The organism is Siphonobacter sp. SORGH_AS_1065, from assembly GCF_030818595.1.
GTDB lineage: Bacteria > Bacteroidota > Bacteroidia > Cytophagales > Spirosomataceae > Siphonobacter.
Genome location: NZ_JAUTAM010000004.1, coordinates 2,649,927 through 2,662,648, shown reverse-complemented (window position 1 = coordinate 2,662,648; position 12,722 = coordinate 2,649,927). Strand labels below are relative to the sequence as shown.

Below are 12,722 nucleotides of genomic sequence, written 5' to 3'. Positions count from 1 at the left end.
CTCCTTTCGTTTGAGGCTTTTTCCTTTCATCCTCATCACTTTAAACCTTCATCTCAGGTGCTGATTGAAACGCGAGCGTACGCCCGGGCCGGGCTTTTAGGAAATCCTTCTGATGGCTTTTTTGGTAAAACATTATCTATTTCTGTACGAAATTTTGGGGCTTCCGTAACCCTATGGCAATCGCCGGAACTGCATATTGAACAACAGGAAGCCGACGCGAATACCTTCCGCAGCATTTTTCACCTGTGCGATACCGTTGGCCAGATTGGTTATAACGGGGGCATTCCACTGATTAAGGCAGCCATCCGGAAATTCACTACTTATTGTGTCGATCAGGGGATACGTTTGTCTAACCGGAATTTTACCATTCGTTACAGTAGCTCTATTCCAAGACAGGTGGGCCTTTCGGGCTCCAGTGCTATCATTGTTGCCACGATGCGGGCTCTGATGCAGTTTTACAAGGTAGACATTCCCATTGAATATTTACCGACGTTAGTTATGCAGTCGGAGACGGAGGAACTGGGCATAACCGCTGGTTTGCAGGATCGGGTTATTCAGACTTATGAAGGCTGTGTGTACATGGACTTTGCCAAAGACTTACTCGACAGCCGGGGTTATGGCCATTACGAACGGGTAAATCCGGCCAAACTTCCCAAACTCTATTTAGCGTATAATACCGACATGAGTAAGGTTTCGGGGAAAGTGCATAACGACGTTAAAGCCCGATTTAACCGTGGCGAGCCCCTGGTGGTGGAGACCATGCAGAAAATTGCCCATCTGGCTACGCTCGGAAAAGAGGCCGTAGAAGCTCAGGATTACGAACAGCTCAATCACCTCATCAATCAGAATTTTGATTACCGGACGCAGATTTATAATATTCATCCCGTAAATATCAAAATGATTGAAACGGCTCGTCAACTTGGAGCTTCGGCTTCCTTTACGGGTTCAGGCGGAAGTATTATCGGCATGTACGAAAATGACGAAATGCTGAATCGCCTATTTGTCGAACTAAAAAAATTAAACACCCGGGTTATCAAGCCTTATGTGATGTAATTTCTGGTTGTTGGTGAATAGTTAATGGGTTGTTATGCTAATGCTGTTTTTAGATTTACAATCTATAAATAGTAATCTAACAACGATCCAATTCACCAACAACGATCAACCATACTTAAACATGATCAAAAAAGCGATTATTCCTGCCGCCGGTTTTGGAACCCGGTTTCTTCCTGCTACCAAAGCTCAGCCGAAGGAAATGTTACCCATCATCGACACTCCTACCATTCAGTATGTAGTGCAGGAAGCCGTGGATTCGGGCATTGAAGATATTCTGATTATTTCTGGGAAAGGGAAACGTTCCATTGAAGATCACTTTGACCGGAACTTTGAGCTCGAAACCCGTCTGGCCGAAAAAGAAGACGAAATGCTGCACGAGTTACGCCGCCTCTCCGACATGGCGAATATTCACTTCGTGCGTCAGAAAGAACTCAACGGTCTGGGTGATGCTATTTACTATGCCCGTCACCACGTGGGAAACGAGCCCTTCGCCGTATTACTCGGCGACACCATCATGGATTCGGTTATTCCCGTGACGCAGCAGTTAATGGATACATTCGCGACGTACCGTTCGTCAGTAATTGCCGTGGAAACCGTTCCTGCCGATAAAGTAAATCGGTACGGCATTGTGGGGGGTAAAGAACTAAGCGATAGCATTATGCAGTTGGAAACGCTGGTTGAGAAACCCGCCGTGGGCCAGGCTCCTTCCCATCTGGCCATTGCCGGACGGTACATCCTAACGCCCGAAATTTTCCGCATGATTGAACAAACCCCCAAAGGCAAAGGCGGAGAAATTCAACTTACCGATGCGATGTTGTTACTACTCGCCCGCGAAAACCTCTATTCCCATCGGATTGAAGGCAAACGTCATGATATTGGCAACAAACTCGACTTCCTTAAAACAACCGTAGAGTTCGCTCTGAAACGCAAGGAATTTGAAAAACCCTTCCTGGCCTTCTTAAAAGATATTGTTCAGCAATACGAAGCTTGATAGCTAATCGTTTCTACCGCAGAATGCCCAAGCCCCTAATGGTTTGGGCATTTTTTTATGCGTTTCCATTCATCCCTCATTTTCACGCTTCTGACCTTATCTAACTAGGTTTTAGAGGTATATTTTCGTTATTTTAACTGTTTTTATTCTCTCATCATCATATGAAAAAAATTCTCCTCTTTGGACTCTGGCTGGGAGCCTGCCTTCCGGCTCTGGCCCAAACTACCCCTAAACCGCCCATTACCTGGAAAGACGTCACAAACTGGAAAGCATTATCGGCCTTTGGCGGCACGCAACTCTCTCCCGATGGTCAGTGGATGGCTTATGTTTTGATGTCGGTAGCGGAAGGTGACGCGGATCTCATCATCCAGAAAACTTCGGACACCACGCAATATAAGTATCCCATTGGGGCAGCGACGTTTGTTCCCATGAGCTTCTCTGACGACTCCCGATTCTTTGCATTTAAAGTCTTTCCAACGGCGAAGGAAAAAAAAGCAGCCGCGAAATCGCCTGGCAAACCTTTACTAGAAAAGGCATTTCTGATTGAACTCGCGGGTAATAAAAAAACCGAATTCGAGCGGGTTACGTCTTTTGCCTTCAACGGCGAACAATCTTCGCATCTGGCTTTATTACTAAGCCCGGCAACGCCGTCGGCAGGTCCAACGGCTCCCAAAGGACGCGATTTGTTACTCTATGATTTAGGCTCCGGCAAAACTCAGAACATTGGGAACATTTCTGAAATGTCCTTTAATAAGAAGGGGGACTGGCTGGCCCTTACCATTGATGCCAATGAGAAAGCGGGTAATGGTCTTCAGGTTCGTAACATGAATACGGGCGTAACGACGATCATCGACAGCGATAAAGCCCGGTATCAGTCGCTGAACTGGACAGAAAAAGGCGATGGTCTGGCAGCTCTGAAAGGCGTAAAAGACGACAAGTATAAAACCGATGTGATGAGTGTGGTAGGCGTAAAGAACTTCGCTACCAAACCTGAACTAACTGAATATAACCCCAAGAAAGATAGTCTGAACTTTCCGAAGGGAATGAAAATAAGCCCTAATCGCCGTCCGTACTGGACGGAAGATCTGAGCCGTTTGTTCTTCGGCATTCATAAAGAAGACCTGGTTAAGAAAGATACCAAAGGCACTGCCAAAGCAGATACCGCCAAGAAAGCGACTCCAGCTCCCAAGCCTGTTTCTGATGTTGAAAAATTAGCGAAGATTAAAGCCGATACCAGCATCAAATCGCTGGACGATTTACAGAAAGCCCTCGCAAAAATTAAGACGGATTCGGCCAAAGTGGCTCAACGGGGAGGTAATGTACCCAACCTGTCGGGAGCTACGGATGATCTTGACAAACCCGAAGTAACCGTATGGAACTGGCAGGACAAACGTCTGCAATCACGGCAGCAGGTTACTGAAATGCAGGATAAGCAATTTAGTTTTCTGGCGATGTATAACGGTAAGAAATTTACCCGTTTGACCGATAGCACTCTTCTGAACATCAATCCGGCCCCGAAAGCTTTATATGCGATTGGTCTGGAAGACGCTGCCTACGAATTGGATGCCAGCCTTGATGGCCAGAATTACGCTGACGTATACGTAGTTGATTTAAAAACGGGAGCCCGTACCAAGGTATTCGAAAAGTATTATCTGTCGGGTTACGCCAGCACGCCTACGCCTTCGCAGGATGGAACCAAATTTTTGTACGCGAAAGACGGCCACTATTACGTATATGACATAGCGTCTAAACAAAGTTTAAACCTAACTGAAAAAATTCCGAGTAGTTTCGTTGATACGGAAGACGACCATAACGTAAAAAAACCAATGGTTCCTATGCTGGGTTGGTCTACAGATTCAAAATATGTGTTGCTTCGTGACCTTTGGGACATCTGGAAACTATCCGTAGATGGCAAAGAGGTAGTGAACCTGACGAAAAATGGCCGTCAGCAAAAAATCCGTTATACGAGTCGTTACAAGCTTGATCCTGAAGAAAAGGGCATTAATCTGAAGCAACCTTTATACGTTCGGGCGTATGGCGAATTCACAAAGAAATCGGGAATTGCTCTGATCGAGGTAGATAAAAAGGGAAATCTGATTCCAGGCGTGAAGTCTTTACTGTGGGAAGATGCCAACATTGGCAACCTCAGTAAAGCTAAAAAAGCAGCCGTTTATACATTTACCCGTGAGTCATTCACTGATCCTACTGATTTTTTTGTGAGTAAATCAGAAAAATTAACAGATAGTAAGCAAGTGACTAAAAACACTCCAGATTTTAATAAATTCAGTTGGAGTTCGGGAGTGCAGCTAGTCGATTATGTATCGGATAAAGGTGATACTTTGCAGGGAGCTTTATTCTTACCTGCTAATTATACCAAAGGCAAAAAGTACCCAACCATTATCTATTACTACGAAAAACTCTCGCAAACGCTGAACGTTTACACGAACCCCAGCTTCAGCGGCACGGGCTGGAATCCGAACGTTTATACATCAAATGGGTACGCTGTTTTCATTCCAGATATCGTCTATAAACTCAACGATCCAGGAATGTCGGCAGTATGGTGTGTGTTACCTGCCGTGAAGGCGGCCCTCAAAACGGGCGTGATTGACGAGACCAAAATGGGTATTCACGGGCACTCCTGGGGAGGGTATCAAACCAGCTTCCTCATTACCCAAACCAATATGTTCAAAGCTGCCGCTGCCGGAGCTCCGCTGACGGATATGGTTTCGATGTATAACCTGATTTACAAGAACTCAGGTACGAGTAATGGTCAGATTTTCGAAGCTTCACAGGGTCGCCTGGTGGCTCCCTGGGATAACTGGGAAGCTTACTTCCGAAACTCTCCGCTGCATCACGTGAAAAATATTCAGACGCCTTTATTATTGTTACACAATGATGCTGACGGAGCCGTAGACTTTACACAGGGCATTGAGTATTACACGGCCATTCGTCGTTTGAAAAAGCCCGTGGCCTTAGTTCAGTATAAAGGAGAAAACCACGGTCTGGCGAAGTTGGTGAATCGCAAAGATTATGCTATTCGTATGATGGAATTTTTTGACTATCACCTGAAAGGCAAGCCTGCCCCTGACTGGTGGCAAAAAGGCATAGACCGCCTGGATATGGAGGACCACTTAGAAAAACGCATTGTATTTGACAAATAACCAAAAGCCCTCGTCGCAACGAGGGCTTTTTTTGTAGGTTCTTCATAACAATTCGCAAAATCATAAAAAAAAATATTCATTATTATCCGCTTAATAAACATTTATCTATTTACTTTACGACATCCCAATGTATGCTACTGACTCGCTTATACTCTATTAACCGTTAACTAATTAAAGTATCTTATTTTTTGGTAATAGAATATTAATTGCGTTACTTAGCATAGATTAAATTAGATATTCTATATAGTATTAGTTATATATTACATATCTAATTTAACAATTTCACGAGTTATGAGTTTATGCAATACCGAGCTCTGTTATCCCTTTAGTCAAGAGATAACATTTGCCAAAATTCATCTAAGGAATTTAACCCGCTAATAACTTATTCAATCTGCTAATGAAAAACTCTACTTTATGTTTTTGTATTCCGCACCTTTCCAGGCCCGTACAAATCTCTAGCTGATTTTTAATTCAGCTTGTTTGTATTTTTCTGCTCTTTACGGTCTTCCATGTCTCATGAGAAGAAGTGGTCGTTATTTGGCTTCAATAACGAAATGCCATTTACTGAAATTCACCTAAGTAATCTAATCCGCTAATAAATCATTCAATCCACTAATGAAAAACACTATTCAACCTCCCTGCATTCATTTCCTTCCTTAGGTCCGTACGAATCCTTAGCTGAGTTTTAATTCAGTTTATTCGTCCTTTTCTGCTCTTTACGGTCTTCCATGTCTCATGAGAAGTAATGTTTTAGTATGCCTATCTCTCTAAAACATGATTAATGAAGTGTGCTTACCAGTAACCTTTAATTCGCTAATAAATGGAAATTTTTACTTTACCCAGGTTTCAACCTAAACCAAAGCTAATAGCTTCTATCTGGCTATTAGTCATGAGTATCACTCAATTAACTCAGGCCCAGACTAAAACTTATTTAGAGGGCACTAAAACGGGTAATTACATTCAGGCCGGTAACCTCATCAGCCTGGGCACTGGTAGTGCAGGGCTATCAGCCCCTATGCAAGATCACACGGCCTTTCTCGCACACCGATTTTTTTATGGTACTACAAGTATTCTAACAGGAACTAATACAACTACTCCAACCACCCTAACAGCCTCACGAGACGTAGGGGCCGCGGGCCTTCTAGGAGCTGGAGCAGATGTCTATTTGCAATTTAGAAACACAGGTAATACAACTATTCCAGCGGGTACCACAACGTATTTTTATCTTAAAAATAGTCCTACCAATTCTGGCATTACACTGGCAGTAGGCGGGTTGTTAGGGGTAGTAGGTGCTAATAGCATTACAGGTAGAGGGTACGCTAACGCAGGCAATTATGCATTAAACACTGGTACATTTTCTTATAATGGCAATGAAAATGTAGGAACCGCAGTTGGTACAGAATCTGGAACAGAATCCCGTTTATTGATAGATAATACGGGTGAATGGTATGCGGCAGTAACTCCAAATGCAACCTATAATTCAGTTCGGCTGAATGTTGCCTTTCCAGCTGACATTAGCGTAAACTTAACAAGCCAGATCAATGCAACGGTTTACAATGCCTTTACTCAATCAAATGGTTCTGCCTGTAATGCCAGACCTCAATTTACAAACCCTGGTGAAGCATCTGGTATTTCCTTATTAAACTCTAACTCCGGCTTAGCTATTAATCAATTGGTGGCTAACCCTGAACGTGCTATCAACAACAACCCAAATGACTATTCGTCATTTAGTGCTGGTGTAGCAAGCGTTGGTGTAGCAAGTACAGTTTCTCAGACTTTTTACTTTGATCATCCTTCATCAACGAATGAAGGGGTTAAAGTTAAACTAGGCTTTTCCGAATCGTTATTAAATCTAACCGCGTTAGGAAATTCCGTACAGTTTACCTTTTATAATGGCACAAGTCAAGTAGGTAGCACCCGCACCTTGGGAGGAAGTCTTATCAGCCTTAATTTACTTGATCTTATTACTGTCAATAGTGGATTTGGAATTTTAAGCACGACGATAAACCCAGGCGTTAGTTTTGACCGCGTAAAAGTCTCCTATTCTCCTGGATTACTTTCGACTGGAGTTTTAGGCGACTCATTCAGAATTTATGATGTAAACCTTGCTCCAAGTAAACCAACTATTACCCCAGCCTCACACATTGTCTATGTATACGCTGGTCAGACTCCCAATGCAACGGCTACTTCCGCAGGTAATCAAATCACTTGGTATAATCTGAATGGATCGGTTGTGGGCGGTCCCGCTGCTTCACCTTATGCGTTCCCAAGTGCGGTAAGCGTCAACAGCGATTACTATGCTCTGGCAAGCAGTGCCAGTTGTCCAAGTGTAGTATCAGATTCAACCCGTCTGAAAGTTATTGTGCGTACGCTTTCTTACACCAATCCTCCAGCCGGAAAAACGGGTCAGGTATACACGGGTAGCTTATCGGCTACGGTAACCAATCAAAATGGTCGTATTTTAAATTACGCTCTGGCTAACGGTTCCACTTTACCCCAGGGTTTAACTTTAAATTCCGACGGCACTATTACGGGCACTATCGCCTCTAACGTAACTCCTGGTGATCAAACATTCAATGTTGTGATTACAGATGTTACGAATGGCACAGGCAATGCTATTCCTGCCGGAACTCATACGTATACATTGTCCGTAGCCCAGGGTCTCACTTTAGCAGCGGCCACGCTAGATCCAGCTCAGGTAGGAACACCTTATACTTCTGCGACGCTTCCAGCAGCTACGAATGGCACAGGTACCATTACGTATACCTCCACAGGACCCGTGAATGGCTTATCGTTTAATCCTTCTACCCGCACGATTACGGGTACACCTACGGCTACGGGTACGGCTACATTCACAATAACGGCTCAAGATCAATCTACTCCTGTCCAGACGGCTACTCAAACCTATTCGGTGACAATTGGATCTCCAGCATTAGCACAGCCTGCGGCTACCTTACCTTCAGGTCAGATTAATCGCCCTTATACTACTACGATTCCTGAAGCAACAGGTGGTACGGGCACCAAAACGTACGCTGCAACAGGCCTGACCAACGGATTAAGCTTTGACCCTTCCACTCGTGCGGTTTCCGGTACTCCTACTGCTGTCGGCTCTGTCAACTTTACAGTAACGGTAACCGATGCCAATAACCAGACGGCTAGCCAGAACTATACCATTGTAATCAATAATGCTCCCGATTTAACGGTAAGTGCAGAGATCGACAACAGTGAGTTCACACAACCCGGTCAGGCTAACGGCCACGGCTACCTCGTCACCCTCTACGAAATCAAAGGCGTAGCCACTTCTGACGTGATCACTTTTATCATCCAGCGGCCCGCCAACTGGAGCTTTGACTACTCCGCCAACGCCACCACCATCAATGTCAACGGCGGTACCACGGTCGATAATGCTAACTGGAACTTCTCTGTTTCGGATCGCTTTCTCACCGTCACTTCCAAACCGGGCGTGAGCATTCCGGCCAATGGCTCCGTCAGAATCGGTATCAATTTCTTCGTACCTACCGCTCTGGCTGAAAACACCACCCAGAACGTAACCATCAACATTAACGCCGGTACTGGCGGTGGGGAAACGCCCTCCTCCAATAACCTCGCAGTTACCGCTCTGACCTTCAACTAAGCATAGCCAACCGACCCGGTTGCCTAGGTAACCGGGTCGTCTTCCTTCTTTTCACTCATGAAAAAAAACTATTTTCTTACCCTGGCCCTGCTTGGCTCAGCTTTAGGGCTGCGGGCTCAAGATATGAGCGTCGAGCTCGCGGCTAACTCCCCTGCCGTGGTGCAGGGTGGAACCGATTTCATCACCCTCCGACTCTGTAACAACAGCTCCAGCATTCCCCTGGCCGCCAATCGCATTCGCCCCCGCGTCAGCTTTCCCTCGGAGATCACCACGCCCACTACCGTCACCAACGCCGACGGATCGCCCCTGACGGGTTTCAGTGAAGAAACCCGCCTCTCGACCAACGTCGTTCGTCTGATCAATACCTCACCCATCGCCGCAGGCACCTGCGTCAACCTCCGCCTTTACTATGAGGGAACCCAGGCCGGTAGCCAATCAGCTACCGCCAATACTGCCTGGCAGGGAGCTCCCCCCGTCGAAAACGATGCGACCAACGATAACGCGACCCTCACCCTCAACGTCACGGCTAGTACCCCCGTCTCGCTGGCAGCCTTTACTCTGCGAGCTCAGGGGCATAACGCCGAGCTAAGCTGGAGCACGGCTCAGGAGCGAAACAATGCCTTCTTTGAGGTACAGCACTCCACCAATGGCCGCAGCTTTGAGACCGTGGGACAGGTCGCTGGCAAGGGTACCACTGCCCAGCGGCAGCAGTACCACTTTACCCATGCCGAACTTAACCCCGCTCTGACGCATTACTACCGCCTCAAGCAGGTAGACTTCAACGGTAAGTCAGAACTGAGTGTGGTGCGTTCGCTGCAACTCGAAGGCTATCAGGGCATTAGTTTGTGGGCGGCTACCCAGAGCGATCGGACCGTCAAAGCGGTGGTGAATTATGGCGATGAGGAGCTGGCCAAAGCCGCCCGGGTGAGTCTGCTGGACTTATCGGGTCGCACGCTGAGTACCCAACAACTTGAGCTGGTGAAAGGGCTCAATGCCGTCGAATTCCAGACGTCTTCGCTGGGTTCAGGTCTGTACCTCATCCGACTGGAAAACCCCAGCAAAACTCAGGCCGTTAAAGTGGCTCTGCCTTAATAGTAATCATACGATCATACAGCCCTCATTATTCAGTTAATGGGGGCTGTATGCATTTATGCCTCGTTCCTTATCTATATAATAGACAGAACTTCTATTTTTACCCCATAATAGATAAGAACGTATGAATCCTCTCTTTCCGGTTTTTCTGAAATTAGACCATCTTGATGTATTACTGGTTGGCGGAGGAAACGTAGGCCTCGAAAAGCTCAGTGCCATACTGGCGAATAGCCCTCGATGTGCAGTAACGGTTGTGGCTACTTACATTCGCGAAGAACTTCGTACCCTTGCCCAGTTACATCCACAAGTTCAGTTGCTGGAAAGGCCCTATCAGGAAGCTGATCTGGAAAATAAAGACCTGGTTATTCTGGCAACTGATAACCCCAGCTTGCACGTGTCTATTAAAGAAGTGACGCGTCAACGCAGAATCCTTACCAACGTAGCTGATACACCCAACCTATGTGACTTTTACCTGGGCAGCATTGTTCAGAAAGGCGATCTCAAAATTGCCATATCTACCAATGGTAAATCGCCAACCCTGGCCAAAAGACTTCGGGAATTGCTGACGGAAGTCATTCCCAACGACATTCAGTTACTTTTAGATAATCTGGTGGTGATTCGGGATCGGATGAAAGGAGATTTTCAATCGAAAATAACGCAGCTAAACAAGCTTACTGAAAGTCTGGTCAATAAAGAAGATCCCTCCGATTCATGAATTAATTACGAGAAGTAAGGGTTGAGTAATCATGAAAGATTTGATTGCTCAGGTTCGAAACTGCCGCTTATGTGAGTCTCATCTCCCTTATTACCCTAAACCCATTATTCAGGCCCATCCTACGGCCCGTTTACTTATTATTGGTCAGGCTCCCGGGCAGAAAGCTCACGCTTCGGGAATACCCTGGAACGATGCCAGTGGCAATCGGCTTCGAAACTGGCTCGGCCTCGACACCGCGACATTTTACGATTCTTCTCGGGTGGCTATTATGCCTATGGGATTTTGTTACCCCGGCAAAGGCACTTCGGGTGACTTACCTCCCCGCCCCGAATGTGCTCCACAGTGGCATGCCAAGCTCCTGCAACAGTTACCCCAAGTGCAATTAACGCTTTTAATAGGCCAATACGCCCAGCACTATTACCTGCCTGATGCCAAAAGCCTGACTGAAAATGTTCGGATGACGGATCTTTTCCTGCCAAATTTCTGGCCCTTACCCCATCCATCCCCCAGAAACCAGTTCTGGTTACGGAAAAATGAATGGTTTGAGCAGGATATTATTCCCAGCCTGAAAGCGACTATTCACCGCATTATTCACGAAAAAAGAGCCTGATTACCAAAGGCACTCAAGCTCTTTTCCGTTACCAGGTAGGATTATAATTCAACCCGTTTGGGAAATATATCTTTTAATCGGCCATCGTGCGTTACTACAACCAGACTTGCCCCCAACTGAGCAGACTGTTTCTTCAGTAACTCTACCACCAGATAACAATTTTCATCGTCTAAACTGGACGTGGGTTCATCAGCCAGAATTACCTGAGGGTCGTTCATTAAGGCCCGGGCAATACCTACCCGCTGCAATTCTCCCAGACTTAACTGATTGGTTTTCTTGGATAAGTGATCGGCAAAACCCAAACGCTCGGCTAGTTCTCGGGCTTTGTCCGGGTTGCTTTTTTCACCGGCCAGGTAATTGGCCAGTAATAAATTATCCAGTACGGAAAGAGATCTCACAAAGTGGGGCCGCTGATAAATCAGGCCTACATGTTTAGCACGAAAAGTAGCGGCTTCCGAAGCAGATAAGTTCGAAATATCCTGATTACCAATGCGAATTTGGCCAGCCTTTGGGGATAATAACAGTGCCAGAAGGTGAAGAAGGGTAGTTTTCCCGCGGCCAGAGCGTCCTAGAATCAACAGCGTGTCGTGATCGGGACAAGTAATATCCGGAAAACTGAATTGTTTGGCTGGACTGTAAGCAAAAGTCAAATTCTGCGTCTGAATCATAGCTATTCTTCGGTTAAAAACTTCCCGAAAGTCCGAGAACTTTCGAGAAGTACCAAGAATTAGCTTAAGACTTTTTCTCTTCAACGGCAATTCTTACGAGTTCAACCGTGTTTTTCACTTTCGTTTTACGAAGCATATTCGCCCGGTGATTAGTTACGGTACGAATACTAAGGCCCAGTTTATCAGCGATTTCCCGACTATTTAATCCTTCAGCAATCATCGTCAGAATTTGTCTTTCTTTACGAGAAAGCTTGCTCAAAGGAGTATCATCGTTACCTCTGCTGGAAGATCGGCCACGGCTACGACCTAACAAAGCATCCACAAAAACTGAAGAAATCGTGGGAGGAAAATACTTATCTCCCTGCGATACTTTCTGCAAAGCCAGCATGATTTCTTCCTTATCTGTGTCTTTTAACAAATAGCCAGAAGCTCCACTTTCAACTGATTTTAAAATGTAATCCTGATTATTATGCATGCTAAACATCAGCGATTTAACCGTTGAATATTGCTGGGCGATGGCTTTAGCAGCTTCGATGCCAGATATTTTGGGCATACTGATATCCAGTATAACGACGTCGGGCTTAGTTTCAGAAATTTTATCCAAAACTTCCTGGCCGTCGGAGGCCTCACCAACGATTTCAACTGAATCTTCATCAGCCAAAAGCATTATCAGGCCTTTCCGAACTACCGTATGATCATCTGCTACAAGTACCCTTATTTTTGCCATTAGTTTAATTTACGATTTTATGGAACGAACACCTTAAGTAATCTCGTGGGCGGACAATAGGTGGATTATAC

General features: G+C 45.7%; 9 protein-coding genes. 7 read left to right on the top strand and 2 right to left on the bottom strand.

What is annotated here, in order from left to right; translation table 11 throughout:
* Positions 1–57 precede the first annotated feature (57 nt).
* From QE390_RS11755 to QE390_RS11725, 7 genes are all read left to right on the top strand, one after another.
* Positions 58–1,053, top strand: a complete 996-nt coding sequence (locus QE390_RS11755) for a mevalonate kinase (RefSeq protein ID WP_307142273.1) — start codon at positions 58–60, stop codon at positions 1,051–1,053.
* 121 nt (positions 1,054–1,174) lie between these two features.
* Positions 1,175–2,044 carry a UTP--glucose-1-phosphate uridylyltransferase GalU gene (galU, locus tag QE390_RS11750; protein ID WP_307142272.1) on the top strand — a complete coding sequence of 290 codons (870 nt, stop codon included), beginning with the start codon at positions 1,175–1,177 and terminating at the stop codon, positions 2,042–2,044.
* A gap of 161 nt (positions 2,045–2,205) precedes the next feature.
* Positions 2,206–5,205 carry a prolyl oligopeptidase family serine peptidase gene (locus QE390_RS11745; protein WP_307142271.1) on the top strand — a complete coding sequence of 1,000 codons (3,000 nt, stop codon included), beginning with the start codon at positions 2,206–2,208 and terminating at the stop codon, positions 5,203–5,205.
* An 889-nt stretch (positions 5,206–6,094) separates the two neighbouring features.
* The gene (locus tag QE390_RS11740) at positions 6,095–8,839 is read left to right on the top strand and encodes a putative Ig domain-containing protein (protein WP_307142270.1); all 2,745 of its coding nucleotides are present in this window, start codon (positions 6,095–6,097) and stop codon (positions 8,837–8,839) included.
* Positions 8,840–8,896: 57 nt separating this feature from the next.
* Positions 8,897–9,931, top strand: coding sequence for a T9SS type A sorting domain-containing protein (locus QE390_RS11735; protein ID WP_307142269.1), 1,035 nt, complete (start codon positions 8,897–8,899; stop codon positions 9,929–9,931).
* Between the two features lie 124 nt (positions 9,932–10,055).
* The gene (locus QE390_RS11730; protein ID WP_106638480.1) at positions 10,056–10,646 is read left to right on the top strand and encodes a bifunctional precorrin-2 dehydrogenase/sirohydrochlorin ferrochelatase; all 591 of its coding nucleotides are present in this window, start codon (positions 10,056–10,058) and stop codon (positions 10,644–10,646) included.
* Positions 10,647–10,677: 31 nt separating this feature from the next.
* Positions 10,678–11,256 (top strand): uracil-DNA glycosylase family protein, encoded by a 579-nt coding sequence (locus QE390_RS11725; RefSeq protein WP_307142268.1) that lies wholly within the window; start codon positions 10,678–10,680, stop codon positions 11,254–11,256.
* Positions 11,257–11,297: 41 nt separating this feature from the next.
* Here QE390_RS11725 and QE390_RS11720 read toward each other — a convergent pair whose 3' ends face one another.
* The gene (locus QE390_RS11720; protein WP_307142267.1) at positions 11,298–11,924 is read right to left on the bottom strand and encodes an ABC transporter ATP-binding protein; all 627 of its coding nucleotides are present in this window, start codon (positions 11,922–11,924) and stop codon (positions 11,298–11,300) included.
* Between the two features lie 64 nt (positions 11,925–11,988).
* Positions 11,989–12,651 carry a response regulator transcription factor gene (locus QE390_RS11715; RefSeq protein WP_106638483.1) on the bottom strand — a complete coding sequence of 221 codons (663 nt, stop codon included), beginning with the start codon at positions 12,649–12,651 and terminating at the stop codon, positions 11,989–11,991.
* Between the last annotated feature and the right edge of the window lie 71 nt (positions 12,652–12,722).

Bases quoted from the DNA above. Each gene is read 5' to 3' on its own strand.
- galU (WP_307142272.1), top strand. From the start codon at position 1,175: ATGATCAAAAAAGCGATTATTCCTGCCGCCGGTTTTGGAACCCGGTTT.
- QE390_RS11745 (WP_307142271.1), top strand. From the start codon at position 2,206: ATGAAAAAAATTCTCCTCTTTGGACTCTGGCTGGGAGCCTGCCTTCCG.
- QE390_RS11740 (WP_307142270.1), top strand. From the start codon at position 6,095: ATGAGTATCACTCAATTAACTCAGGCCCAGACTAAAACTTATTTAGAG.
- QE390_RS11735 (WP_307142269.1), top strand. From the start codon at position 8,897: ATGAAAAAAAACTATTTTCTTACCCTGGCCCTGCTTGGCTCAGCTTTA.
- QE390_RS11730 (WP_106638480.1), top strand. From the start codon at position 10,056: ATGAATCCTCTCTTTCCGGTTTTTCTGAAATTAGACCATCTTGATGTA.
- QE390_RS11725 (WP_307142268.1), top strand. From the start codon at position 10,678: ATGAAAGATTTGATTGCTCAGGTTCGAAACTGCCGCTTATGTGAGTCT.
- QE390_RS11720 (WP_307142267.1), bottom strand. From the start codon at position 11,924: ATGATTCAGACGCAGAATTTGACTTTTGCTTACAGTCCAGCCAAACAA.
- QE390_RS11715 (WP_106638483.1), bottom strand. From the start codon at position 12,651: ATGGCAAAAATAAGGGTACTTGTAGCAGATGATCATACGGTAGTTCGG.